Origin of the sequence: Rubrilithobacter danxiaensis, from assembly GCF_047272945.1 — a bacterium.
Lineage (GTDB): Bacteria > Bacteroidota > Bacteroidia > Sphingobacteriales > Sphingobacteriaceae > Rubrolithibacter > Rubrolithibacter danxiaensis.
The window spans coordinates 45704-71985 of sequence record NZ_JBKOPS010000008.1 but is presented as its reverse complement, the minus strand read 5'-3'; the positions used below and the strand labels follow the sequence as shown (position 1 = coordinate 71985).

At 38.2% G+C, this 26282-nt stretch carries 28 protein-coding genes; 10 read left to right on the top strand and 18 right to left on the bottom strand.

The window, feature by feature from the left end:
* Positions 1-16 precede the first annotated feature (16 nt).
* From ACLCDL_RS11940 to pheS, 5 genes are all read right to left on the bottom strand, one after another.
* On the bottom strand, positions 17-409 hold the full coding sequence (locus ACLCDL_RS11940) for a hypothetical protein (RefSeq protein WP_423148533.1): 393 nt from the start codon (positions 407-409) through the stop codon (positions 17-19).
* Between the two features lie 6 nt (positions 410-415).
* Entirely contained in the window at positions 416-1843 is a 1428-nt protein-coding gene (gene rlmD, locus ACLCDL_RS11935; protein ID WP_423148532.1) for a 23S rRNA (uracil(1939)-C(5))-methyltransferase RlmD, read from the bottom strand.
* 128 nt (positions 1844-1971) lie between these two features.
* The gene (locus ACLCDL_RS11930; RefSeq protein ID WP_423148531.1) at positions 1972-2550 is read right to left on the bottom strand and encodes a TetR/AcrR family transcriptional regulator; all 579 of its coding nucleotides are present in this window, start codon (positions 2548-2550) and stop codon (positions 1972-1974) included.
* A gap of 1 nt (position 2551) precedes the next feature.
* A complete protein-coding gene (locus tag ACLCDL_RS11925) occupies positions 2552-2962 on the bottom strand; it encodes a Rieske (2Fe-2S) protein (RefSeq protein ID WP_423148530.1) in 411 nt (136 codons plus the stop codon).
* 12 nt (positions 2963-2974) lie between these two features.
* Positions 2975-4009, bottom strand: a complete 1035-nt coding sequence (pheS, locus tag ACLCDL_RS11920; RefSeq protein ID WP_423148529.1) for a phenylalanine--tRNA ligase subunit alpha — start codon at positions 4007-4009, stop codon at positions 2975-2977.
* A gap of 96 nt (positions 4010-4105) precedes the next feature.
* On the opposite strand from pheS, the gene ACLCDL_RS11915 reads away from it, so the two are divergent.
* From ACLCDL_RS11915 to ACLCDL_RS11905, 3 genes are all read left to right on the top strand, one after another.
* Positions 4106-6604 carry a DUF5686 and carboxypeptidase regulatory-like domain-containing protein gene (locus ACLCDL_RS11915; RefSeq protein WP_423148528.1) on the top strand — a complete coding sequence of 833 codons (2499 nt, stop codon included), beginning with the start codon at positions 4106-4108 and terminating at the stop codon, positions 6602-6604.
* 77 nt (positions 6605-6681) lie between these two features.
* The gene (locus tag ACLCDL_RS11910) at positions 6682-6891 is read left to right on the top strand and encodes a hypothetical protein (RefSeq protein ID WP_423148527.1); all 210 of its coding nucleotides are present in this window, start codon (positions 6682-6684) and stop codon (positions 6889-6891) included.
* A 123-nt stretch (positions 6892-7014) separates the two neighbouring features.
* The gene (locus tag ACLCDL_RS11905) at positions 7015-7416 is read left to right on the top strand and encodes an RNA recognition motif domain-containing protein (RefSeq protein ID WP_423148526.1); all 402 of its coding nucleotides are present in this window, start codon (positions 7015-7017) and stop codon (positions 7414-7416) included.
* A 59-nt stretch (positions 7417-7475) separates the two neighbouring features.
* Here ACLCDL_RS11905 and ACLCDL_RS11900 read toward each other — a convergent pair whose 3' ends face one another.
* The 5 genes from ACLCDL_RS11900 to ACLCDL_RS11880 all read right to left on the bottom strand — a co-directional run bounded on the left by ACLCDL_RS11900 (position 7476) and on the right by ACLCDL_RS11880 (position 9922).
* Positions 7476-7808 (bottom strand): YciI family protein, encoded by a 333-nt coding sequence (locus ACLCDL_RS11900; RefSeq protein WP_423148525.1) that lies wholly within the window; start codon positions 7806-7808, stop codon positions 7476-7478.
* Between the two features lie 8 nt (positions 7809-7816).
* Positions 7817-8446 carry an SDR family NAD(P)-dependent oxidoreductase gene (locus ACLCDL_RS11895; protein ID WP_423148524.1) on the bottom strand — a complete coding sequence of 210 codons (630 nt, stop codon included), beginning with the start codon at positions 8444-8446 and terminating at the stop codon, positions 7817-7819.
* A complete protein-coding gene (locus ACLCDL_RS11890) occupies positions 8365-8538 on the bottom strand; it encodes an SDR family NAD(P)-dependent oxidoreductase (RefSeq protein WP_423148523.1) in 174 nt (57 codons plus the stop codon). Before ACLCDL_RS11890 ends, ACLCDL_RS11895 begins: the two co-directional genes overlap by 82 nt.
* Before the next feature lies 1 nt (position 8539).
* On the bottom strand, positions 8540-8953 hold the full coding sequence (locus ACLCDL_RS11885) for an ester cyclase (RefSeq protein WP_423148522.1): 414 nt from the start codon (positions 8951-8953) through the stop codon (positions 8540-8542).
* Between the two features lie 69 nt (positions 8954-9022).
* The gene (locus ACLCDL_RS11880) at positions 9023-9922 is read right to left on the bottom strand and encodes a helix-turn-helix domain-containing protein (RefSeq protein ID WP_423148521.1); all 900 of its coding nucleotides are present in this window, start codon (positions 9920-9922) and stop codon (positions 9023-9025) included.
* 118 nt (positions 9923-10040) lie between these two features.
* Between ACLCDL_RS11880 and trhO the strand changes: the two genes are divergently transcribed.
* The 6 genes from trhO to ACLCDL_RS11850 all read left to right on the top strand — a co-directional run bounded on the left by trhO (position 10041) and on the right by ACLCDL_RS11850 (position 16182).
* Entirely contained in the window at positions 10041-11021 is a 981-nt protein-coding gene (gene trhO, locus ACLCDL_RS11875; protein WP_423148520.1) for an oxygen-dependent tRNA uridine(34) hydroxylase TrhO, read from the top strand.
* Positions 11022-11066: 45 nt separating this feature from the next.
* Complete coding sequence (locus tag ACLCDL_RS11870) at positions 11067-11438, top strand: DMT family protein (RefSeq protein ID WP_423148519.1); 372 nt, start codon at positions 11067-11069, stop codon at positions 11436-11438.
* 81 nt (positions 11439-11519) lie between these two features.
* Positions 11520-12872, top strand: coding sequence for a glucoamylase family protein (locus ACLCDL_RS11865; RefSeq protein WP_423148518.1), 1353 nt, complete (start codon positions 11520-11522; stop codon positions 12870-12872).
* A gap of 2 nt (positions 12873-12874) precedes the next feature.
* Positions 12875-14674: a family 43 glycosylhydrolase gene (locus tag ACLCDL_RS11860; RefSeq protein ID WP_423148517.1), complete on the top strand. Its 1800-nt coding sequence runs from the start codon at positions 12875-12877 to the stop codon at positions 14672-14674.
* Between the two features lie 3 nt (positions 14675-14677).
* A complete protein-coding gene (locus tag ACLCDL_RS11855; RefSeq protein ID WP_423148516.1) occupies positions 14678-15349 on the top strand; it encodes a GDSL-type esterase/lipase family protein in 672 nt (223 codons plus the stop codon).
* A gap of 50 nt (positions 15350-15399) precedes the next feature.
* Complete coding sequence (locus ACLCDL_RS11850; protein ID WP_423148515.1) at positions 15400-16182, top strand: carboxylesterase family protein; 783 nt, start codon at positions 15400-15402, stop codon at positions 16180-16182.
* 1 nt (position 16183) lies between these two features.
* On the opposite strand, the gene ACLCDL_RS11845 is transcribed toward ACLCDL_RS11850, so the two are convergent.
* The 8 genes from ACLCDL_RS11845 to ACLCDL_RS11810 form a co-directional block, all read right to left on the bottom strand.
* Complete coding sequence (locus ACLCDL_RS11845; protein WP_423148514.1) at positions 16184-17146, bottom strand: hypothetical protein; 963 nt, start codon at positions 17144-17146, stop codon at positions 16184-16186.
* Positions 17146-17379 (bottom strand): DUF2442 domain-containing protein, encoded by a 234-nt coding sequence (locus ACLCDL_RS11840; protein WP_423148513.1) that lies wholly within the window; start codon positions 17377-17379, stop codon positions 17146-17148. Before ACLCDL_RS11840 ends, ACLCDL_RS11845 begins: the two co-directional genes overlap by 1 nt.
* A complete protein-coding gene (locus ACLCDL_RS11835) occupies positions 17360-17596 on the bottom strand; it encodes a DUF4160 domain-containing protein (RefSeq protein ID WP_423148512.1) in 237 nt (78 codons plus the stop codon). Before ACLCDL_RS11835 ends, ACLCDL_RS11840 begins: the two co-directional genes overlap by 20 nt.
* 44 nt (positions 17597-17640) lie before the next feature.
* Positions 17641-18363 carry a YebC/PmpR family DNA-binding transcriptional regulator gene (locus tag ACLCDL_RS11830; RefSeq protein WP_423148511.1) on the bottom strand — a complete coding sequence of 241 codons (723 nt, stop codon included), beginning with the start codon at positions 18361-18363 and terminating at the stop codon, positions 17641-17643.
* Between the two features lie 308 nt (positions 18364-18671).
* Complete coding sequence (locus tag ACLCDL_RS11825) at positions 18672-19070, bottom strand: helix-turn-helix domain-containing protein (protein WP_423148510.1); 399 nt, start codon at positions 19068-19070, stop codon at positions 18672-18674.
* Positions 19071-19105: 35 nt separating this feature from the next.
* Complete coding sequence (locus tag ACLCDL_RS11820) at positions 19106-19399, bottom strand: type II toxin-antitoxin system HigB family toxin (protein ID WP_423148509.1); 294 nt, start codon at positions 19397-19399, stop codon at positions 19106-19108.
* 119 nt (positions 19400-19518) lie between these two features.
* The gene (locus ACLCDL_RS11815; RefSeq protein WP_423148508.1) at positions 19519-20037 is read right to left on the bottom strand and encodes a GNAT family N-acetyltransferase; all 519 of its coding nucleotides are present in this window, start codon (positions 20035-20037) and stop codon (positions 19519-19521) included.
* A gap of 63 nt (positions 20038-20100) precedes the next feature.
* Positions 20101-25122 (bottom strand): lamin tail domain-containing protein, encoded by a 5022-nt coding sequence (locus tag ACLCDL_RS11810; protein ID WP_423148507.1) that lies wholly within the window; start codon positions 25120-25122, stop codon positions 20101-20103.
* A 65-nt stretch (positions 25123-25187) separates the two neighbouring features.
* Here ACLCDL_RS11810 and ACLCDL_RS11805 point away from each other — a divergent pair, with 65 nt between their 5' ends.
* Positions 25188-26201, top strand: a complete 1014-nt coding sequence (locus ACLCDL_RS11805) for an aspartate-semialdehyde dehydrogenase (RefSeq protein WP_423148506.1) — start codon at positions 25188-25190, stop codon at positions 26199-26201.
* Positions 26202-26282: the final 81 nt, after the last annotated feature.

The window sequence follows — 26282 nt, the reverse complement described above, 5'->3', positions numbered from 1 at the left end:
CAGTATTGCGTAAATATTAATAAGGATAAAATACAAAATTTGCCCCTTCAGGAACTACTACAAAAAGGCACATAAATTCATGAGGGTTTTTATAATGCTTTATAAACCGTTCTTTTTTATCGGGATGAACAATTCCTTTTTCTACAAATTCCTCTAAAGTGGATGCCTGAATTGTCCATTCCGTATTTAAATCATTCTTATCAAGTATCACTTCACCTAAGTTTACCTCATGCTGGTGCGCTACAAAAACCGGGTACGAGGAAATTCCTTCTGCTATAATTTCTACAGCAACTTCTTTAATAGATTCGTTATAGAATTTTAAATCTGCTTCCAGGCTTTTAAGCGGGCTTTCTTTTTTGGGTGGCTGCCCTTCTTCTCCTGCCTGATTTAATAAATCTTCCAACTGCATGATCTTCTACCTTAAAGTTAATAGAACAACATTTTCTACATGTTGTGTGTGTGGAAACATATCAACAGGTCTAATTCTGCTTACTTCGTATTTCTCCTTTAAAACAGCCAGATCCCTTGCCTGTGTTGCCGCATTGCAACTTACGTACACAATTTTAGCAGCCTCTATTTCCAACAGGCGCTGTACTACATCAGGATGCATTCCCGCCCGCGGGGGATCTGTTATAATTACATCCGGTTTTCCATGCTGAGCAACAAATTCGGGAGTTAATACATCCTTCATGTCGCCGGCGTAAAAAGTAGTATTGGTTATTTTATTAATTTCTGAATTTACTTTTGCGTCTTCGATAGCACTCGGAACATATTCAATACCTATCACGTGCTTTACCTTTTTTGCTGCAAAGTTGGCTATAGTCCCTGTTCCGGTGTACAAATCGTAAACCAGCTCATCGCCTTTCAGACCTGCAAATTCACGTGTTATCTTGTACAGTTCATATGCCTGCAGTGCATTTGTCTGGTAAAAGGATTTAGGCCCAATCTTAAATTTCAGCATTTCGCCGCCTGCTTCCTCAACCGGCATTTCTTCTACAATATGATCTTTCCCTGCATACGTTATAATGTCCTGATCGAAATAGGTGTCGTTTTTCTTCTGATTGATAAAATAAAGCAGAGATGTTATCTGAGGGAAATTGCCTTTAAGAAATTCCATAACCAGCTTAATTTCTTTTTTATCAGCATAGGCAAAAGCTACCAGCACCATCAGTTCTCCTGTAGTAGCAGTGCGGATAATTAGATTTCTGAGGGCACCTTCGTGTGTGCGCAGATCGTAAAAAGAAAGGTTGTTTTTAATGCAAAACGCTCGCAGCTGATTGCGGATCTCATTTGAAGGATCAGTTTGCAGGTAACAAGTTTCTATATTTAAAATCTTATCAAAACGTAAGGGGATATGAAAACCAAGGGCATTCATTTCCTGATTTTCTCTATCCTGCATATCGTTATTGGTAAGCCAGCGCTTATTTGAAAAAGTAAATTCCAGTTTATTGCGGTAATACCTTGTTTCAAATGAACGTAAAATCGGTTCTGTATTGCTCACATCTACTTTTGCCAGTCGCTGCAAAGCATCTGTTACACTTTTTTGTTTGAACTGAAGCTGCGCTTCGTAGTCCATGTGCTGCCATTTGCAGCCGCCACAGGTTCCAAAATGGGGACAGAAAGGTTCAGTTCTGTATGCAGAAGGTTTAATCAGGTTTTGAATTTTGGCTTCAGCAAAGTTTTTCTTTTTTCGCAACAGTTCAATGTCTACAACATCGCCCGGAACGGCTTTTTCAATAAATATAACCAGGTCATCGGCTTTGCCCACGCCTTTGCCATCTTCGGCTATATCAATTACCTGAATGTTTTGTATAAACTTTTTATCTGCCGGCACTCTTTTCATTTCCGCGAAATTAAGGGAAATTTTTGAGGGAGAAGGGTTGTAAATAATGATTTCGGAATTAGTTACTGCAAGAGGATGATTAATTTCAGCAACGCAGCAGCTTATCTATGCAGAAAATTACAGACTTTCTACTTTACAGCGGCCTTTATCAGGTAAGGCAAGATTTCTTTTTGAAAAGAAACGAAGTTTTTGCGGACATCAGAGTCGCTCACAGAGGTAAATGCAAAGGAGAATACAATGCTTTTGCTGGCTTTTATCAGAAAGCGAAGCCGCTCGGCATAATTCTCTTCATTTTTAAAAAGATTAGTTTCAAGGAAAGATTGTATCAGGAGATTTTCCAGGTCGTCTGAAAGGATTTTTAAGAAGTCCTGTGCGTTTGCCGATTCGCGAATAAAATCCCATCCAATAAATTCATTACAAACTGTATAAGAAAGGCGACTTGTTTTAAGGATCAGGTCTGTAAGATATGCTTCCTTGTTTAAACCTTCGGTGGTAGAATGAATAAGTTCGTGCACACTTACCCGGATATAATCCATAATGATAGAGTGCAGCAATACTTCTTTACTGTCAAAATATTTATAGATAGTGGCTTTGGCTATCTTCGCTTTGCGGGCAATTTCATTAACGCTGGTTTTATGGTAGCCGTATTTCCTGAAAAGCTCCCGGGCAGATTTTTTAATACTTTCCTTTATTTTATCAACTTCCATGTTAATTAATCACCGAGATTTCATAGTTACTTACATTTACCTGATATTCTTTTAATGGCCGCTTAGCAGGAGCTTTTACCGGATTACCATCGAAAAGAGAAAATTTAGCGCCACTGCATGGATCTGTTGCCGTTAAACTGGGATCATCAGGAACCACGGCACATTGTTTTTCGGGATTTACCGAGCTACAGCGGTCGAAAGCAACGTATGCATTATCCGCTCTGCGATAAATTATAATTCCGGCAACACCGTATCCATCGATCACAACAGCTCCGCCTGCACCATTTAAATGGCTCAGCCGCGGGTCTGTTAAAGGAGCATGAAAGTTTACATAAACCTCCGGAATCCGGCTTTCATTATCTTTACTGCATGCAAACAGTAAGATGAACAAAGAGATTCCAAGAAGCTTCATGCAGCTTTTCATTTACAGGAGTTCGGTTTGAAATTGTTTTAAGAAACGGATGTCGTTTTCAGAGAATAAACGAAGGTCCTTTATCTGGTATTTTAAATTCGTAATTCGTTCTATTCCCATTCCGAAAGCAAATCCGGTATATTTTTTACTATCGATTCCGCAATTCTCCAAAACATTAGGATCTACCATTCCGCAACCCAAAATTTCCACCCAGCCTGAATATTTGCAAAGCTGACATCCTTCCCCTTTACAAATAGTACACGAAATATCCATCTCTGCAGATGGTTCGGTAAAAGGAAAATAAGAGGGGCGGAAGCGAACTTTTGTACCCTCACCAAACATTTCCTGTACAAAGTAAAACAGTGTTTGTTTCAGATCGGCAAATGAAACATTTTCATCAATATACAAACCTTCTACCTGGTGGAAGAAGCAATGAGCTCTGGCAGAAATGGCTTCGTTTCGGTAAACCCTTCCCGGCATGATAGCCCGGAAAGGAGGCTTGCCATTTTCCATCATTCTAACCTGAACAGATGAGGTATGGGTACGCAATGCAATGTCGCCTTTTTCTGAATCTTTCTTTATAAAGAAGGTATCCTGCATATCTCTCGCCGGATGTTCTGGAGGGAAATTGAGGGCGGAGAAGTTATGCCAGTCATCTTCAATTTCAGGGCCTTCTGCTACTATAAAGCCTAACTTCTTGAAAATTTCAATAATCTCTTTTCTTACAAGAGATAGCGGATGGCGAGATCCCAGCTCAAAGTTCGTTCCTGGTAAGGTCAGGTCAGCCTGCTGTGCTCCAGAGGTTGTATCTGATTCTAACTTCTCTTTCTGCGCCTGGAATTTCTCTTCTGCATTTCTTTTAAATTCATTCAAAACTTTTCCAAGTGCCCGTTTTTCTTCGGCAGACACTGTCTTAAATTCATCAAAAAGTTCTTTAATTATTCCTTTACTTCCTAAATATTTAATGCGGAATGCTTCCAGTTCCTGTGTATCGGCTGGATTTGAGTTATTTATTTCCTCTGTATAATGATTAATTCGTTCTTGCATAATCTTTTGCAAAGATAAAATTTAAAAATTCATTAACAGATGCTGCTGCTGTAACGAATAGTAATTCTTTAAATTTTATTTTTACAACTGCAGATTTTGAGTTTAAACAAACAATTGCTTAAAAAGAAGTATATTATCGGTGGATACGGAATGATTAAAGGGCTCTATTTTATACTCTTCTTTATTTTGCCTTTTACAGGCTTCACCCAGGATTATACGCTTTCTGGCAGAATTACCGATACTGAAGGAAAAGGTATTTCATTTGTTTCGGTGTATGTGAAAAACACTTCAGTAAGTACCGTTGCAAACGAATACGGAAATTATAAATTACAGCTTACTGAAGGTGTACATATATTGATTTTTCGGTATGTGGGATTTAAACAACGTGAAATAGAAGTAACTATTCATGGAAATAAAGAACTGAACCTTATTTTGGAACCGGATTTTTTGCAATTGCCCGAAGTTGCAGTTGTATCTCCGCTGTATGACCCGGCACGGGGAATAATAAAGAAAGTGATAGATAAAAGGAAATCACTCCTTAAAGAATCTTCTTTTTTTTCCTGCGATGTTTATACCAAAAGTATTCAAAAGCTGATAAAAGCGCCGAAACGTATTTTAGGCCAGGATGTAGCCAAAGCACTTAACCTCGATTCCGTTGGGCCTACCATTTTATATCAATCAGAAACAAACTCGAAATTGTATTTAAAAAGCCCCGATATAAAAGAAATTATGGTGGCTTCTAAAATAGCCGGCGATAAACAGGGGTTTAGTTTTAACCGGGCTTTAGATGCCCAGGTCAATTTTTATAATAACTTATTAAACTGGCCAGCCCTGGGTAAACAGAACTTTGTTTCGCCCGTGGCAGACATGGCCTTCTCTTATTATCATTACAAGCTTGCAGAAACCTCTGTAGAAAACGGGCGTACTATTTATAAAATCCGGGTAATTCCCCGTTACCGGTTTAGTCCGGCATTTAGCGGATATGTTTATGTTCTTAAAGATGAATGGCGTTTATATAGTGTAAATCTTACCCTTACCGGCGATACACGCATCAACTTTGTTGATACGTTAAAGATCAGCCAGCAATTTATTCCCTTAAAAAAAGGAGTGTGGCAGCCATCGGATATTACGTTTCAGTTTAAAGGAAAAGTTTTAGGTTTTAGGTTTGCCGGATATTTTATTGGTGTTTACAGCAATTATCAGTTGCAGCCCAAATTACCCTGGAATTTTTTTAATGATGAGATCATGCGGATTGAGAAGAATGCCAATCAAAAAAGTTCGTCGTACTGGGCTGAAAACAGGCCCGTTCCCTTAAGTTTTGAAGAACAGCTGAATTATGATATGCAGGATAGCATTGAGGTGAAGAAAAGGTCAAAAAGTTTCCTGAATTCTGTACAGCGAAAACAAAATGTTTTTAAACCGTTAAAAGCTTTAATAGCAGGTTATCAGTTAAATAATTTATCAAATAAAAGCTACTGGTATTTTTATCCGCTGCAGCACACCGTATTTTATAATACCGTAGAAGGCTGGGGAGTGAATTTGAGAGCCCGCTACAATAAACAGTATAGTTACCGAAGATGGCTTGAAATAGATCCTGCTATCCGGTATGGTTTTTCAAGTAAAACATTAAATGCCAATACAGAAGTAACTTACCAGTACGATACCTTAAATCATGCCAGTGTTACTTTGAAAGGCGGAAGCGACTTTCTTGACCTGAATAACAGAGGCACAATTAATTTATTTTACAATACCCTAACTACGCTTTTCAGGGGGAAGAACTACCTGAAGTTATACCGGGCTAACTTTATCTCTTTCCGGACACAGCGAGAACTGATAGACGGACTACAGATTACTGCGGGAGCGGAAATTGCAAAAAGGATGCCGGTAAAAAATTCTGCCGACAGTTCTGCATTTCACAATGCTTCTAAATTATGGACTTCCAATAACCCGTTTAGTCCCTACCGGGAACAGGATCTTTTTCCGGTAAATAATGCCCTGACGTTCCAGGTAAAGGCTTCTTATACGTACGGACAAAAATATACTACCCGGCCTGATGGTAAAGTTTATGAAGCGGCCCGTTACCCAACTATTCAGCTGGATTACCGCAAGGGAATTAAAAATGTGATAAATTCTGCTGTCGATTATGATTTTTTAGCAGTGAATGTATTGCAAGATCAGGTTAGAATGGGTTTAAAAGGTTATAGTTCTTTCTATTTATCTGCAGGTAAATTTTTCAATTCAAAATCTGTTTACTTTCCCGATCTTAAACATTTTACAGGTAATCAGACAGCCCTTTATAATCCCGTATTTCCGAATTTCCACTTCCTGGATTATTATGCATTCAGTACTGATGATAGATATTTTGAAGCCCACTACGAGCATAACTTTTCGGGACTGTTAACCAATAAAATTCCGCTGCTCAGAAAACTTAAGCTCGAAGAAATTATAGGAGGAGCTTACCTTATTGAACCCACACAAAGTTACAAAGAAGCTTATTTTGGGTTTCAGCGCTTGATGTTTCGTGTAGATTATGGAGTTTCCTGGGTTAATGGCATGCGGTTAAATCATGCTGTTCGTATATATTACGGATTTTGAGGAAATTAAGCACTCTTTTTGAAACAATACAGTGAAAGTGTTGTTAAATCAGGGCTTGCAAATAAAGAGCACAATTTATGCCCGCTAAAAAGAGTAATGCCGATGATTTTACCGAAGTTATAGAATTGTTTTTAGAAGAACTTCCTGATCCTAAAACTTCTATGCAATCTACCTTTTCAAAAGAGTTTTCTACAGAAGATAATAAGAGGATAATCCTTTTAGCCCAGCAGGCGAAAAGTGCAAAAGGAATGAAATGGAATGTAAATATTCGTAAATACCTGAATTAGCAAAATTTAATTAACTAACCTGTTTTGTGCTATAAATAAAAGCTTTTAAAATTATATTTTTTAAAAACTTAGAAAAGATCAATCCTTTTTCTTTAAATTGCATATATAAATTATAAATATTAAATGAACATTTTTGTTGCCAGTCTTCCTTTTAAATTAGAGGAGTCTGAAATTAAAGAGATCTTTGAGGACTATGGTGAAGTTACTTCTGCCAGGTTAATCATGGATAAAGAAACAGGCCGTAGTAAAGGCTTTGGTTTTGTTGATATGCCAAATGAAGAAGAAGCTTTAAAGGCTATCGAAGATTTAAACGGAACCGAGATTTACGGCCGTAATATCTCAGTAAGCAAGGCTCAGGAGAAAAAAGACAATGGCGGTAGCCGGGGAGGTTATTCCGGCGGTAATCGTGGAGGCTACTCTGGCGGTGGCAGAAGCGGTGGTTATTCCGGTGGCGGAAATCGAAACGGCGGCGGATATAACAAAGGCGGCAACAGAGGTGGTGGCGGCAGAAGCTACGAATCTTAATAATACTTCTATTAAAATAAAAAACCAGGATTTACCTGGTTTTTTATTTTAATAGGTTTTCACATGCACTCTCTTATTTCTGCAAAGCCACCAAATTCAAAAACCGGGCAGGTTTTTACCAGCTCTGTAGCCTCTTCCATATCGGCCGCTTTAATAAGTAAATATCCTCCAACCAGTTCTTTTTCATTTACAACGTAAGCACCGTTATCAATTCTGCCATCTCGGATTACTTTGCCGCTTAGTGTTAACGCTTTCCCTCCTGTAAGTTTACCTTGTTCTGTAGCAAAACGCATCCATTCCTGCCAATGCGCCTGATGGTTTTTTACATCTTCTTCCGGATGAGGTTCTGTCCTGCCATCCGGCTCTCTGAATAATACTAAAAAATCTTTCATAAATTAAATTACCATGGTGTTTCACCATCATCACTTATAAATTTTCCTGTTGGTCCGTTTGTAGCCAAAATGGCCTGCTCAACGATAAGGGATGCAGCTTCTGTTACATTTTTAGTTCCTGAATACCGGTTGAAATCTGTAGCGGTATATCCCGGATTTACTGAATTAACCTTTATGCCTGTATCTTTTAATTCATACGCTAATGCTACGGTATAGGCGTTTAAAGCTGTTTTGGATGGGCCATAAGCAGCTCCCTTAAAAGCATAATATTTCCATGAAGGATTATTGTGCAGCGTTAAGGAAGCCAGATCAGAAGTTACATTTACAATTCTTGCTTCTTCTGCATTTTTTAAAAGGTCAATTAATGCCTGCGTTGTCCTGATAGTGCCAAAAAAGTTGGTCTCAAAAACTCCTTTTATATTATCAATAGCAACAGAAGTTGCATTTTGAGGTATGCTGCCCAGAATGCCAGCATTATTAATCAGAATATTCAGACTTTTAATTCTTTCTTTTAAAATGCTTGCTGCTTTTTCAACTGATTCAGGTTTGCAAACGTCTATTCTATCAGTTCGAAATGTGTAAAACCCTGATTGTGTAATTGTTTTAAAGCTTCTTCGCCTTTTAACACATCGCGACAACCAATAAAAACATAATATCCTTTTGCCAGCAATTGCCGGGCTGTTTCAAAGCCAATCCCTTTATTGGCACCTGTAATAAATGCTGTTTTCATTTCACGATTTTAACTGTTCTAAAACGTCTGTCATATTTCTAATTCCCCAGTGTTCTATATATTTTCCGTCTTTTAGCCTCACTATATCCATTACCGGGATGATAATTTTTTTTCCTGTTGCAGGTATTCCCATAAATTCCTGAATATGAGTTGCATGAAATGCTTTGTGTGTTGTTACTAAATCCCCTTCAGCAACCTGTGTATATATTTCTACTGTTAAATCAGGGAAAGTTTTTCTTAAAATATCCGTAATGTATTTGCCGGTAGCTTCTCTGTCATTTCGAGCTCCGGTAGCAGCAGTGCGGTTAATAAAATCTGGGTGAACAAGTTCTTCCAATACGGTTAAATCGCCGCCTTCTATAAATTCTTTGTTGAAGCGTCGTACAATGTCTTTGTTTTTTTGAAGTTGATCCATCTATTTTGCTTTTATACAGCAGCAAAACTACAGGCAACAGGGAAGGTGGAAAATGGATATATCAGGGTATCAATGGTACATTTCGCGGATAGAACTTCGAAATGCGGCAGGAGTTCCGGAAGTAAGCCTTTTGAAAAAGCGGTTGAAATAAGCTGTATCCTCAAAATTCAGACTGTAAGCAATTTCCTTTACAGATAAGTCTGTATGCAACAGCTTTCTTTTAGCTTCCAGTATAATTCGTTCGTGAATGTGTTCTATAGCGGTTTTTCCGCTTTGTGATTTTACGCTATCGTTCAGGTGGCCGGGTGTTATATTTAAAAGATCGGCATAATTACTAACCTGGTGGAACTTTACGAAATGCTCTTCTATCAGCAAACGAAACTTTTTCAATAAAAAGCGGTCTGGCGAACTTTCGTTATATTTAACCTGGTCTGTATATAAACGGCTCATATAAATCAGCAACACCTTTAAATACGATAGCAGCATACTGTTTTTCCATTCGGAAATAGTTTTAAATTCATAAAGCATCTTGCTGAAAATATCCTCAAGGAAAGAAATGTCTTCTGCAGTCAAATTCAATTCGTGCAGGTTCTCCGGGTTTTGAATAACCGGCAGTTCCTTTAAAAGTTTGTTTTCATCTAATTCCATAAACTCTGCAGTAAATGAAATCAGCGTGCCAAGCAGGGGTGCAGATTGCTCTTTTAAATGTACCTGAGGCGGAGTAGTGAAGTATAACGTATCTGGCTTTAAAGTATAGGGCGTAAAATCCACCCAATGCCTGCTGCTCCCGTTCTTTACAAAAACAATTAAATAATAGTCCTTTCTGTGTGGAATCAGAAAATCGGCCTTTCGTTTAATAAACTCTCCTTTGGCTTCAATAATTTCGAACAGCGAACTTCCAATACTGCTGCTTTCGCTAAGTTTGTATTTACGGATTATTCCTTCTTTTTGAGGAGTTAAAACAGGCATTTGGCCGTAAAATTAAAAATTTCTTATTTAAAAGCTGATGAATGTCATTTTCTTCAGCCTATACTTTTTGCTATCTTTGCCGCTCATTTTACGCTGTTTACACCAGTATCAATGATTTATGGCTAAATATCAAACATTACTTTATTATTGTTATTCAACAATAGAAAATGCGGAGCAATTTGCCGCAGATCACCTTAAATTTTGCAAGTCAATCAATTTGGTAGGGCGAATCATCGTTGCAGATGAAGGACTAAACGGAACAGTTTCCGGTACGGCAGAATCCTGTAAGATGTACATGGATGCAGTATTGTCGGATCCGAGGTTTGCTAAAACCGAATTTAAAATTGATGAGGTTGAAGAGCCTTCTTTTATTAAGATGCATTGCCGGTATAAATCGGAAATTGTGTATTCCGGATTACGTGATCCTCAAATTATTGATCCTACTAAAAAAACAGGGGTGCACCTGGAGCCTAAAGAATTCCTTGAAATGAAAGACCGGGAGGATGTGGTGATATTGGATGTGCGTTCAAATTACGAACATTCTTTAGGTAAATTTAAAAATGCGGTTACCCTTGATATTGAGAATTTTCGCGACTTCCCTTCTAAGATAAATGAGCTCGCACAATACAAAGATAAAAAGATTTTAACCTACTGTACCGGCGGGATAAAGTGTGAAAAAGCTTCTGCCTTGTTATTGCACGAAGGTTTTAAGGATGTTTACCAGCTTCATGGCGGCATCATTAAATATGGAAAAGAAGCAGGTGGAAAGGATTTTGAGGGAAAATGTTACGTTTTTGATAATCGGGTGGCTGTGGATGTAAACTCTGTTAACCCGGTAGTTATTTCTACCTGCTATAACTGTGGAAAAATAACAGCGAAAATGATCAATTGTGCCAATCCTGAATGCAATGAGCATTTTACGCAGTGCGATGATTGTGGCTCAAAGATGGATGGCTGCTGTTCTGAAACTTGCAGGGAACATCCGCGAAAGCGTCCTTATGATGGTACCGGATATTATGTAAAAGTACCGCAGCAGGTTAATCTGAATAAAAGGGGAAGGAAGGAGTTTCTTGAAGAATTACGTCCGGTAGAGGAATAATAAAAGCAGACACGTATTTTCGTGTCTGCTTTTATTTTATAACTCATGCGCGGCATCCTCACAATAGCATTACTCTCCATTTCTAATATTTTTATGACGCTGGCCTGGTACGGTCATTTGAAGTTTAAGGAAATGGAATGGAGTAAGAACCTCGAACTTATCGCCATTATTTTTATCAGTTGGGGAATTGCCCTGCTTGAATACACTTTTCAGGTTCCGGCAAATAAATTTGGCTTTAAGGAAAACGGAGGACCTTTTAATCTATTGCAGCTAAAGGTGATACAGGAAGCTCTTTCTATCACCATCTTTCTGATTTTTTCGGTAGTGTTCTTTAAATCTGAAAAATTGGCCTGGAATCACTTTGTGGGATTTGCCTTTATTATTCTGGCAGTATATTTTATTTTTAAGAAGTGGTGATCTTTTTAAAGGACTAATTCTCAGTGTTATAATAATAAGATAACTTTTCTCACTAAGTTACTATCTATTGTATCTTAGTAAATGATTATAAACCAACTTAAAGCTTTTGTTTTCGGGGGCTGTATGATTATAGCCTTTTTTATTTTTCAGATTAAGCTTTTTGCACAGGGGATTAAAGCAGAGCCGCTTAAAAAAAACCTGACCGATGAACAGCTTTTAGACGAGGTGCAGCGCCAAACTTTCCGGTATTTCTGGGATTTTGCTCACCCCGTAAGTGGGATGGCACGAGAACGAAGTAATGTGGCCTATGATTACGGAAACGAGGTAGTAACAACCGGTGGAACCGGCTTCGGCATTCTTTCGATTATTGTCGCGGCAGAGAGAAAATGGATTACGCATGAGCAGGCAGCAGCCAGAATGTCGAAAATTGTTAATTTTTTATGGAAGGCAGATGCTTTTCATGGCGTGTTTCCGCATTGGTTAAATGGAGAAACCGGAAAAGTTATACGGTTTAGCCGTAAAGACGACGGAGGTGATCTGGTAGAAACATCATTCTTGTTAGAAGGATTATTATGTGCCCGCCAGTATTTTACCGCTAATAATGTGATAGAAAATGATATAAGAAATAAAATCAACTGGATGTGGAGTGAGATTGAATGGGATTGGTACACCAAAGGCGGCGAGGAAGTTTTATACTGGCATTGGTCTCCAAATAACGACTGGGCAATGAATTTTCCGCTGCGAGGATATAACGAAGCCTTAATAACTTACGTGCTTGCAGCTTCATCCGAGCGTTATCCCGTGAGCAATGCAGTGTATAACAGAGGTTGGGCTCAAAGTGACTTTTTTAAAAACGGGAAAACGTTTTATGGGTATAAACTTCCTTTAGGGTTTGATTATGGAGGCCCTTTGTTCTTTGCACATTATTCTTTTGTTGGTTTAGATCCACGTGGATTGAAAGATCAATATGCCGATTACTGGCAGCAGAATGTGAATCATACCCTGATAAACAGAGCGTATTGTATTGATAATCCAAAGAAATATAAAGGATACGGAAAGAATAGCTGGGGACTAACAGCAAGCGATAGTTACCAGGGATATGCAGCTCATTCGCCATCAGAAGATCTGGGCGTAATAACTCCTGCCGCTGCACTTTCTTCCTTTCCATATACTCCCGAATATTCTATGCAGGCATTAAAACATTTTTATTATGAGCTGGGTGATAAAATATGGAGTGAATACGGTTTTGTTGATGCTTTTAGCGAAGAACATAACTGGTATGCCAAATCGCACCTTGCAATAGATCAAGGGCCTATCATTGTAATGATAGAGAATTACCGAACCGGTTTGTTATGGAAGCTTTTTATGAGTTGTCCGGAAATTCAGAATGGATTAAAAAAGCTGGGTTTTGAAAGCCCGGTATTAAAAAAATAATCATGAAAGCAGGCAGGATATTAATTGTCTTTTTTATTTGCTTTAGGTTTCTTATAAATATTGCCTTTGCCCAGCATAAGCAGTTAACTTATTGCAATCCTATTAACATTGATTACGGCTATACACCTATTCCTAACTTTTCTGAAGATGGAAGGCACCGGGCAACTGCCGATCCTGTTATTGTAATGTATAAAGGTGATTATTATCTTTTTTCTACCAATCAATGGGGATACTGGTGGAGCAGCGACATGTACCACTGGAATTTTGTTTCCCGGTCTTTTTTAAAGCCATATCATAAAGTGTACGACGACCTGTGTGCTCCTGCAGTTTGGGTACAAGGTGATACTTTGCTCGTTTACGGTTCTACCCAAGAGAAAAACTTCCCCATCTGGATGAGTACCAATCCAAAAGCCAACGAATGGAAGGAAGCGATTGATCCTTTTCAAATCGGCGCCTGGGACCCGGATTTTTTTGTGGATGACGGTGGAAGATTATATCTCTACTGGGGCAGCAGTAATTTTTATCCATTATATGGTATTGAAATAAACAGGAAAACTTTTCAACCGATTGGCGAAAGGAAAGAACTATATAAATTAAACGATGAACGCTTTGGCTGGCAGCGCTTCGGCGAATACCTGGATAACACGTTTCTTGATCCTTTTATGGAAGGAGCGTGGATGACTAAACACAATGGAAAATATTATCTTCAGTACGGTGCTCCGGGTACCGAGTTTAGCAGTTACGCCGATGGCGTGGTAGTAAGTGATAAACCCCTCGGCCCTTTTAAACCGCAGCTTCACAATCCTTTTGCATACAAACCCGGTGGTTTTGCCCGCGGTGCCGGACACGGCTCAACCTATCAGGATAAATGGAATAACTGGTGGCATATTTCAACCATGGTGGTTGCTGTTAAAAATAATTTTGAACGACGTCTTGGAATATGGCCTGCCGGTTTCGATAAGGATGATGTAATGTATTGTAATACCACCTTTGGTGATTATCCTCATTATCTTCCTGCAGGAAAAGAAGATCATTTACACAGTCGTTTTACCGGTTGGATGTTGCTTAACTATAATAAACCGGTAAGCGTTTCGTCTACTTTAGGCGCTTATGCACCTAATTATGCGGTTGACGAAAGTATTAAAACCTATTGGAGTGCAGCTTCGGGTAACAAGGGCGAATGGATTCAAACCGATCTTGGAAATTTAAGCACGGTAAATGCTATCCAGATAAACTACGCGGATCAGGATGCGGACTCTTCTTTCCTGGGTAAAATGAAAGGTATTTATCATCAGTATAGATTATATCATTCTGCTGATGGCAAAAAGTGGCAGGTATTGGTTGATAAAGAAAATAATAAAACCGATGTTCCGCATGATTATATCGAACTTGAAAAACCAGTGCAGGCAAGGTACATCCGAATGGAGAATATTCATATGCCTACCGGGAAGTTTGCGATCAGCGGTTTGCGGGTTTTTGGAAACGGTAAGGGAAGCAAACCCGATACCGTAAAGAATTTTATTGTATTACGCACCGAAAAAGATCCACGAAGTGCATGGATCAAATGGTCTCCGGTAACTAACGCCTATGCTTATAATATTTATATCGGAGTTGCGCCCGATAAGTTATACAATACCATTATGGTGCACAGTAGCAATGAATATTATTTTAAAGGGATGGATAATCAATTACCTTATTACTTTTGTATTGAAGCTATCAACGAAAATGGCGTTTCCCGGAAAACTGAAGTAATTAAAGTGGTAAACGCTCCGTTAAAACCAGAAACCAATAAAAAGGATTAAATAATGAATAAAAAGTCTCCGTTAATAATAGTCTTTGGACTGCTGTTTTTCTTTATTTCAGAAAATGTTTTTGCGCAGAAAGTTCCTTTCTGGAATGATATTCAAGCGTTTAAGAAACAGGACTCCCTTCGTTTTCCGCCAAAGGATGCAATTCTCTTTATCGGCAGTTCTTCTTTTACTAAATGGAAGGATGTCCAATCCTATTTTCCTGAGTATAAAATTATTAATAGAGGCTTTGGCGGATCTACACTAAAAGATCTGATACGTTATGCAGATGATATTATTACTCCCTATCATGCTAAACAAATAGTTATTTATTGCGGTGATAATGATCTTGCTGAATCAGATACGGTAACTCCTCAGCTTGTTTTTTCCCGGTTTAAGAAACTCTTTAACATGATTCGCGATAAGCAGGATAATGTTAATGTTACTTATGTCTCTATAAAACCGAGCCCCAGCAGAAAGCATTTGATGCCTAAAATGGCCGAAACTAACAAACTGATTAAAGATTATTTAAAATCTCAAAAAGCGACAGCATTTGTGGATGTATATAGTAAAATGCTGAATGAAAAAGGAAACCCCACGGGTGAAATTTTTCTGGGAGATAGCTTGCACATGAATTCAAAGGGATATAAAATCTGGAAGAAAGAAATCGGCCCGTATTTGATCAGGTAATTTAACCGCATTTCAATTTTCTTTTCCGAAGAAATTATACTTTAGCTTGTATGAAAATAAAATTTGTTATTCTTACTGTATTCGCCCTGTTTTCTGTAAGTGTAAATGCACAGGATTTAAATAAGTATGAAAAAAGTACTTATATTGAAGGAAAGGATAGTTTACCATATCGTATCCTTTTTCCGAAGAATTTCGATCCGATGAAAAAATACCCCTTGATACTTGTACTTCACGGTGCAGGCGAACGGGGTAACGACAATGAAGCGCAATTGGTTCATGGCGGCAACTTGTTTTTAAGTTCCAAAGCCCGAGATACGTATCCAGCGATCGTGGTTTTCCCTCAATGTCCTAAAGATAGTTACTGGAGCAATGTGAAGTTTAAAACTGACAGCGGTAAACGTGAATTTATATTTCAGAAAGGCGGCAAACCAACAATGGCAATGAAAGCCTTGCTTGGGCTTGCTGAACGCTTAATTGATAAACCATACATAAATAAAGAACAATTGTATGTAGGAGGCCTTTCTATGGGAGGAATGGGAACTTTTGAATTACTCAGAAGAATGCCCAAAACCTTTGCCGCAGCTTTCCCAATTTGCGGCGGCGATAATCCCCAAAACGTTAAGAAATATAAGAAGACTCCATTATGGATCTTTCATGGCGCAGATGATGATGTGGTACCTGTTTCTCATTCTGAAATAGTTGCGAAGGCATTGCAGGAAAAAGGTGCTCAGGATATAAAACTTACTATTTATCCGGGAGTTAAACATAACAGTTGGGATAATGCGTTTGCAGAGCCGCAATTGCTGCCCTGGTTGTTCGCACATAAAAAATAATTTACTCTTCCGTTTTCGGCTTGATGTTTTTCATATTGAAACGGGGCTTGTATGCAGGCTTCGTTTCTTCTTTTTGTTCCGGAGCATTCTCTTTGATTTCTTCAGGAGTATCTTCCGGCGTTGTAGTTTTAACAGGAATATTCTTCATGTTAAAACGAGGTTTGTAAGCCGGTTTTGCTTCTTCTGCAAGTGTTTCATCCTTCGCAGCAGGCTCTTCATTCTTTTCTTCAGCCGTTTGTGTAGGTTCAGTTTTAGAAACAACATTCTTCATCTGAAACCGGGGTTTGTAAGCGGGTTTTACTTCAGATTCCTTTTTCTCGGGTGTTTCTTCTGATGCAATATTGTTGATTTCTTCAGAAGCAGGATCAGGCAGATCTTTATTTGAAGCAATATTTTTCATGTTGAACCTCGGCTTAAAAGCAGGCTTGGGTTGTTCAGCCTGTTCAGAGCTGTTTTCCGGCTGCAGTTCTTCTTTTGGCTTAATGTTTTTCGCATTGAACCGAGGTTTAAATGCAACAGGTTTCGTTGCTTCTTCTTTGTTTACTTCTTCTGTAGTACCTTCTCCTTCTGCCGGAGCTTTTGGTTTTGCAGTGATATTGCGTGGAGTGAATTTAGGTTTGATGCTTGCTTTTACACCTTCTGTTTGCTTCCTCGATTCTTCAGAAAGTGTAGCTGGAGTTACAACCGGAGTTTCTGATGGTTTCTGATCAATTGTGGGAGAAGAAAGAGGTTCTGCCTGAGAGGCAATTTTTGTTTTAACAATAACTTCCTTTTCAGGTTTGGGCGCTTCTTTTAAATGATAGGTACGACGGAGTTTATTGAACCAGAATTTTTTGGTATGGTCAAAACTTTTCTCACCCATTTTTTCAAAATGAGTTTTGAACTCGGAATACAGGGCCGGTTCAGCTTTTCTCAGCTCTGCCAGATCAATTTTCTTTTTTATAAAAAAATCTTCAAAAGTCATTACAGTAATCCGGCTATTGAAAGGTCTTCATCAAGATCGGGCCAGTGAATGCCTATTCCTTGCCCTATTAAACGCCAGTTTTTACGTTCTTTTTCTGATGCATGAAATAAGGTTGGAAACCATGCAAGCGGAGTTCCTATTTCCCTTCCATCGGCGAGTAAAACATATAGCAAGCTATCTGTGAACCACACATCTATAGCTTTTTCTTCTTTCTTAGCGATTAAAGTACTCATTCCACTTTGTTAAAAATAGGTTTCTGTTTTCCATTACTAATTTACTAAGTTTATTTAGATCAACTGCTCTAAATCCAAAGTTTGAAGCTAATGAAACGTCAGTCAGCCAAAACTTACAGACAAAGTTTTCTTTCTCAATATGAATATGATGAGGTTCATAACCTTCATTGCTAAAGAAGAAAAATCTGAAACCTTCAATATAACAAATAGTAGGCATAATGTTGTTTAATTCATCTCTGAGTAGATAGAGATATAATACACTTACGCCATGTTATGGTAAACAGCCTGTACGTCATCGTCTTCTTCCAGCTTATCAATCAATTTTAAAACATCGGCAGCCTGTTCTTCACTAACTTCCGTAGTTGATAAAGATATTCGTTCCAGTTTAGCGCTTTTTACTTCAATCCCCTTTTCTTCAAGCGCTTTTTGCATTTTACCGAAATCCTCAAAAGAAGTTTGAATTACACCAATATCATTTCCTTCTTCGTCGGTTTCTACATATAACTCTTCAAGCCCGGCATCTATTAATTCAAGTTCGAGTTCTTCCAGATCCATATTGCCCGGTTCAAAACGGAAAACGGATTTCCTGTTAAATATAAAATCCAGCGATCCCGTTTTTCCCAGCGTTCCTCCAACTTTTGTAAAGTAGCTGCGCACGTTAGCAACCGTACGATTGGTATTGTCTGTAGCAGTTTCAATCAGCACTGCTACTCCGTGTGGGGCATAGCCTTCGTAAACTATTTCTTCATAATCTTTTTCATCCTTGCTTGAAGCTCTTTTTATAGCGGCATCAACACGATCTTTGGGCATGTTAACCGCCTTTGCATTTTGTATTGCAGTACGCAGTCGTGAATTTGAATCAGGATTAGGGCCTCCCGCTTTTACGGCCATGGCAATTTCCTTTCCCAGGCGGGTAAACTGAACAGCCATTTTTGCCCAGCGTTTAAATTTTCTTTCTTTGCGGAATTCAAATGCTCTTCCCATATATTTTTATACTTCTGTTAAATCTAAAATGGAGTGGATGCTATCATTTTCTGATGATGCAGATTGCAAATCTAAGAAAATACAGCAGGTGTTGAAAAGGGAGGGGACAAAAAAAGAACATCTCCAGACGGGGAGAATGGAGATGTTCAACTAACCAATTATAAACCTGCTGCAAAGGTAGTGTACTTTGTACACTATTGCAACTATTTTTTAAAAATTTCTTTAGGGAATAGCTGATAAATAAACTTAAGTACCTTTACTAAGCGTAGTTTTGTAATTTATTTTTGAAGCAGATTTAGAATCGTTATTTAAACTGCATGAGTACGGTTTCCTCTAAGTTCGTATTCTTTAATTAATGCCTCTGCTGGAATGCGAAGCAGTTCGCTGAACTTGCGTATCATTGTCAGAGAAAGGGCTTGCTTATAATTTAACACTTTACTCACAGTTCCTTTATCTCCATACTCTTTAGCCAGGTCGGCAGATTTATAACCAAAATCTTCCATCCTGATTTTGATTAACTCGACAGGATCTGCCTCCGGTAAATCCCATTTGCTGTTTTCATAGTCCGAAATAAGGTGCACTAATAAAAGTTTTTCCTTGTGTTCTTCAGAGCCTTTTGGTGAACGTTTGATTTCTTCGTATCGGGCAATCGCTTTTTCATAATCTTGCTCTGATTCTATTAAAAACCATTGTGGCTTTGTTGTCATATTTGTTTTCTCGTTGACTTTAAACTAAAATTTGATCAGATAGTTGCAGCGTCAATTTTATCATATTCAGTATGGGTACCAATAAATCTTATTTCTACTGTTTCATCATCATAATCAACCTCGACAATTAGGCGATATTTATTTCCTACAATTTTAAATCTGGCTCGGTCGCTTTTTATAATTTTGGCTGTAGGGAAACTTTCTAGTATGTCTGCCCCTTTTTTCCATTTAGCTTTCTCTGTTACAGTTTTCCAAACAGTCAAGCTTTTTCCTGAATCAGCATGTTTACGGGAGTAGCTCAGAATTTTGGTTAAATAAATTATTTTCATATGAAAATATCTTTTTGCTGAACAGTCCCATAGTTCAATTTTTTTAAAATTTAAAAATTAGTAATCAAGCAAATATAGTTTATATGTTGGCATTTTTCCAACTTTTTCTGAATATTCTTTTAACGTTTTTTTATAGGCAAATAGAGCAGCTTTTCCATTACATAATCTTCCATTAAAAAGCCGTTTCCTATCGGGATATTTTCTTCAGCCACTATTTTAAATCCATATTTCCGGTAAAAGTCTATTGCAGCATTTTGCCTGTTTACATTTAATGAAAGTGCAGAATTACTGTTTTTTAATGCAATTTCACTTACTTTATCCAGCAAGCTTTTGCCAATACCTTTTCCCTGTTGTCCCGGTAGAATATATATTTTGTGAATTTTCGTTGCCTTACTCCCTTTGTAATTTAATTCGTAAGAGGTAAAGCCTTTAAACTCATTACTATTCATTGCAAGAAGAAAAACATGTTGTTTGTCCTGTACCTGTGTTGTAAGCGAATTTGTACTATACATCATTTCGAGCATGTATTCTATTTGTTCGTCTGATAAAATATTTTTAAAAGTTACAGGCCACGTTTGGTATGCGATAGTTTGAATTTGGTGCAGGTCAGAAAGTTCTGCCCGGATAATTTGCAGCATAAAACAATTGTTAATAATGCAAAAATCAGTATTTCCGCTTTGGCAAAAAAAATGAAAAAGAAACTAATTTAATTTACCTGCCAACACAAAATTTTTTCTGTACCTTTTAACATTGCCATTTAAATCAAAAACTTCCATAAAAAGTACATAAACTCCAATTTGCGCTTTTTGATTCCATTCATTCAGCCCGTCCCATATCAGGCTTCCTTCCGCAGCAAGTGAAAGGTTTTTGTAAAGCCGCCTTACAAGGCTTCCCTTGTCGGTATAGATCGTAACATTCGCAATTCTTCCCTGTCCTGGAAAATGATAATTAATGGTTAAGATATCTTCAAATCCGTCATTATCAGGTGAAAAAGTTTTTGATTGAAGCGCAACATCGCTTTTGCTTTCAGATAGCTGATTAAATTGTGAGTTTTTATAGCCGGGTGTAGCAAAACCTACTGTAGCCGCAGCCGAACGGAAGTTACCAGGCTCGTTTGTCGGTGTTTTATAACTTGACCTTTCAAGCGAAACACCTTCCGGATCTTTGATGAGTGCAAAGTGCATTTTTTCTGAATAGATTAACAGGTCAATCCTTTCATTTTCGCTTAACAAAACTACCGTTCCCGCATCATCGTTAAACCCCGGCATTTTTTCCATTTTTAGAAATGCATCCGGTCTTTCCGTATAATATTCTTTTTTAATATTTTCAGGATCAATGGATAAAGCCAAAATGTCGTGAGGGTTAAAAAGAGTGGGTTTATTACTTATCTGAGCAGTTGAAATTGATCCGTCTTTTTCTTTTATCGACCCTATAGAAAGCTGCTGTAAGTCCAGAACTTTATCAGAGGCATTGTAAATCTCGACAAAGTCAGCCCCATCGGGTTTTGGATTGAACAGGATTTCATTTATTAAAATATCGCCTTTGATTATCTTGTCCGGATATAAAAACTCTTTAGAGCCAGCATTCTCAGAAATAACGGAGCCAGAACAATCAGTGACATTACTCAAGATAATCCGATAGATTTTTCCTCTTGCCAGGGCGCTTTGGAACGTTAATTTAACAGTTTTAAAATCAGGGCCAATAGGAAAAGTTTTTAACGGATTTCCTATGCCATTATTTACAGTAAAGTTGTTTGGGGAGCTTAAGGAAATACTGTCGGCGAGGCTGTTGAAACTTACCAGTAAAGTGGTATCGTTTAGCAGTTCGCAGCTAGTTATCCTCAATGGATCGTTCGACTTTGAATTGTCGTAAACGGAATTTTCCATCCCCGGAGTTCCGCCGATTGAGGCATTACTGGCTGCCCAGTTTTGAATTCCTGAACATATTGCTTCCGGATTTATTAGTTCGAGTGAATAGCCGCCCGCTTGTTTTTCTTTGTTTTTATACCAACTCGCAGAATAACTTACGCGTTGGATTTCTTTTCCTTTATTGTTTTTAAGGAGTATAATATCTCCGTCATTGTTCAAACTGGCCCAGGGCGCTAATCCCTGTACTTTTCCATATGAAGTAAAATTTAATGTGTCTTTAAGCGGACAAAGGATTAAAAACTCTCCCGCTTTAAGTTCACCTCCCTGAAATGTGTAACCTGTTCCTTTTATATCCTCATATCGGAGTCCACTTAACACAATTTTTTCTTTTGTGGGATTAAAGAGTTCAACATATTCAGCTTCAGGTAGTCCGATTACAGGAGAAGTATCGGCAAAAATTTCATTAATAACTAACGGATAAGTTCTTTCGGGAATTACAGGAATGGAGAAATGTATCCTATTATCGGGCCTTTCAATTTGTAAACCTGAACAAGTTGCAAGTGAGTCTATAGTTAAATTATATGTTTCCCCTTCAATAAATTTTGTTGTAAATTTTAAGTTAATTTTTCTGTAATCGGTTTCGGTAAAAAATGAAGCTTTTGACGGTTCTTTTCCAGTATCGAGAGTAAAGAACCTGGGATTTATGCTAAGTGTATCCGGGATAATATTGAATGTAAGTGTAAGTGTTGAATCTGAAGTGACCAGTATGTCGTCAATCTTTAATTTATCAATTTCCTGATTTATACTGTTGATTTTACCCGGAGTTCCTCCTGATTTGTTTACAGAGGCAGACCAATTGTAAAAGCCCGAGCAGGTGCTATAAGTATTTATTCGTTCCAAAGTCCATCCTCCCTGCTTTTTCAGATTGTCTTTATACCAGGAATCAGCATAAGCAACGGAATCAACAGATCTTCCGGTGAGGCTGCGCAGCACAATCTGATCAGCGACATTATTTAAAGAAGGCCAGGGAGAAAGTCCGATTGCTTTACCAGAGTCTTTGTAATAAACAGTATCCGCAGCAGGGCATAGAATCAGGTACTGGTCAGGAAGGATTTTTACACTTTTTAATGTTGCTTTGGTTGAAGGATCGTTCAGTGTCCATTTATCAAGATCAACGGTATCCTTTCCGGGATTATAAATTTCAACAAATTCAGTTAAAGGCAAACCAATTTCAGGAGAAGGATCAGCGAAAATTTCTGTGATATAAATCTGGGCAGTATCAGGAATTACGGGAGGCCCTGCAGGTACAGCCGGAGTTGTAAAATGTAGAGTAGTTGAAAGTGTATTTCCGGCACAATCAGAAACGCCTGAAATGTCAAGGTTGTAAGCTGTCGCGGGAGCAAACTTTTGACTAAAGTTTAAAACAGCCTGCTTCAACGACGAGCTAAAAGAAATGTTGTTTATACTGCCGGAAGTCGGACTTAAACTGGACTTATTACTATTTACAAAGGCAGTGTCAACAGGTTTATTGAAGAAAAGCGTAATGGAGTTGGAGGCTGACTGTAGACTATCTACAACTAATAAAAGTTTATCAAAATTTACAACGGCAATAGAATTAGTTCTTCCCGGAGTACCACCGGTTGAATCCTGAGAAGAATTCCAGTTGAAAGGACCAGAGCATAAGGATAAAGGATCAATTCGTTCCAAAGTCCATCCTCCATGCTTTTTCTGGGTGTCTTTATACCAGGAATCAGCATAAGCAACGGAATCCACAGTTCTTCCGGTAAGGCTTCTCAGCACAATCTGATCAGCGGCATTATTTAAAGAAGGCCAGGGGGAAAGCCCGATTGCTTTGCCGAAATCTTTGTAATAAACAGTATCAGCAGCAGGGCAGAGGATCAGGTACTGATCAGGAAGAATTTTTACACTTTTTAATGTTGTTTTGGTTGAAGGATCATTCAGTGTCCATTTATCAAGATTAACGGTATCTTTTCCGGGATTATAAATTTCAACAAATTCAGCTAAAGGCAAACCAATTTCAGGAGAAGGGTCAGCGAAGATTTCTGTAATATAAATTTTGGCAGTATCAGGGATTACGGGAGGCGCTGCAGGTACAGCGAGAGTTGTAAAATGTAAAGTAGTTGATAAGATGTTCCCGGCACAATCAGAAACATCGGAAATGCCAAGGTTGTAAGTGGTATTTACTGCTAATTTATCAGCCAAAGTAATTTCCACCTGGTCTGCATAATTGTTAACGTGCAGGTTGTTAATAGCAGCTAAGGGATTAAATGAAAATTTATCTGGTGATACAGTTGCTATATCCAGATGTTTGTTGAAAAAGATGGATATTACAGAATCAGAAGAAATTGTAACAGAATCAGCTTTTAGTCCGATCAAATCATAATCTTCGATATAACTCGAATTTTGTTTTCCAGGAGTACCTCCTGTAACATCCATGGAAGCTTTCCAGTTAAATAAGCCCTGGCATTTTGATTCCGGATCAATTCGTTCCAGGCTCCAGCCGCCGGATTTTTTAGTATTATCTCCATACCATGCCTCGGAGTAATTGACTCCGTCAATAACTTCGCCCTGCGGACTTGTTAGTTTTATTCTGTCTCCCGAATTATTTAAAGAAGGCCAGGGCGAAAGTCCGATAACTTTTCCGTAAGTTTTGAAATTACTGGTATCTGCTTTCGCACATAAAATAATATATTCTCCCGGATTAATGCTATCGTCAGAAAATACCGTGTTGACAGATTCGTCGCTGTATTTCCATTTGTCAAGTTTTATGGTTTCTGAAGCTTGATTGAATATTTCAATAAACTCTACGCTGGGTAAATCAATTTGTGGGACAGGATCGGCAAAAATCTCCGTTATTATCAAATCGCCTTTTTTCGCAATAAACGGTCGTTTATAATTGAAATTTATTGTGTTGACTGTATTTGTATTTCCGCTTAGATCCTTAAGCCCAGAAACAGATAGTACATAATTTCCGGTGGGGAGGTTTTGGGGATATTTAAGAAGATAAGTTTTCGGGTTTGTGGTAGTAAAGACCTGGGAAGGGGAGCTGTAACCGTTGCTTAAGGAATAGTTTGAACTTGCTTTAGCAGAAATGGTGTCGAGTGCTTCGCTGAAAGCAGCTTCAATTGTAAGCGAGTCCAGAATTGTGGCAGAAATAAGTTCAGGCGGTTCGGTATCCGCAGGAGCGGTAGACTCAATTATGAAATCATCAAAAATAAATTTTCCGGAATTGGTTGTAGTGTATTTGCAATAAATTCCAAAATAGGCAGATGTACTAAATGTGTTATCTGTTACTGTTCCCTCGGTACTAAAATCAGCAGAATCATCAATGGCTGTTTTTAATTCCCATAATCCGTTTCCATCTCGTAAAATAATAATCTTTGCCTTAAGTACATTGTTTACTGACCTGGTTTTTGCCGTTCCGTCAATTATTTTTGAAACGGTGTTGCCAGATTGTTTATACAAATCATAAGAGTCGGTACTGCCTGATTCTCCGATCTGGATAAAATAGCCATTTAAACTTCCTTTCAGATCTGCATTGTCTGCAGTTAGATAAATTCTTACCTGGTTTTGAGTTGATGGGTCAAAGTTAAGCTGAATGGAAAATTCCCATTTTGTATTTAATGCAAGTGTGTTTGCTGCGCTTAACGATACGGTTGATGCTGCGGCATTCGGTACTGTTTGCAGTTGCTTAGAGACGTTAACTGTATATGCTGTGAGGTCGCCTCGCCAGGCAGGAGAGTCACTGATATCCCCGTCCTCAAAGCTGTCATTTAATTGTGAAAAGGCGGAATTAAAACATAAAAGCAAGGAAAAGAGCAATATAATTCTCATATTTGCAGACAGATAAAAGAATTAAATTAAAAAAAAATTAATCGAAAAGAAAATTTTTAATTAAAATGAAAGTTGCAGTTGTAGGCGCTACAGGCCTTGTAGGCTCCGTGATGTTAAAAGTTTTAGCAGAGCGCAATTTCCCGGTTACAGAATTAATTCCCGTTGCTTCAGCAAAAAGTGCTGGTAAGGAAATTGAATTCAAGGGAAAGAAGTATAAGGTTGTAACCGTAGACGAAGCAATTGCACAAAAACCTGATGTAGCTCTTTTTTCAGCTGGTGGGGGCACTTCTTTGGAACAGGCTCCGCGTTTTGCAGAGGCAGGAACAACTGTTATTGATAATTCTTCTGCATGGAGAATGGATCCTTCAAAAAAACTGGTAGTTCCGGAAGTGAATGCACAGGCAATAACTGCTGATGATAAAATTATTGCAAATCCCAATTGCTCAACTATACAAATGGTAGTTGTTTTAAAACCGCTTCACGAGAAATACAGAATTAAACGTGTGGTAGTTTCAACGTATCAGTCAGTTACAGGAACCGGTGTAAAAGCGGTAGATCAGTTAATGAATGAGCGTAATGGAATTGAAGGTCCTATGGCATATGCTTACCCTATTGATTTGAATGTTATCCCTCAAATTGATGTATTTCAGGATAACGGGTACACAAAAGAGGAGATGAAAATGATTTTGGAGACGAAAAAGATTATGGGTGACGATTCAATCAGGGTAACAGCCACAACTGTTCGTATTCCGGTAATGGGAGGACATTCAGAATCTGTGAATATAGAATTTGAAAATGATTTTGATTTGGATGAAGTACGGTCTTTGTTAGAGCAACAGGAAGGTGTTATCGTAGTAGATGACCCTCAAAATTTAAAATATCCTATGCCGAAAGACGCACATGAAAAAGACGAAGTTTTGGTTGGGCGTATCCGCCGGGATGAATCGCAGCCCAATACATTAAATCTTTGGGTTGTAGCTGATAATCTTCGTAAAGGAGCTGCTACTAATGCCGTTCAGATTGCAGAGTATCTTCTTGAAAAAGGTTTGCTGAAGTCACAGGTGAGCGTTGAAGCTTAAAATAAGGTAATAATTAATGATAGAAGCGGAAGAAATTCCGCTTTTGTTATTTATAAATAAATCGTAAATAGTATTGATTAG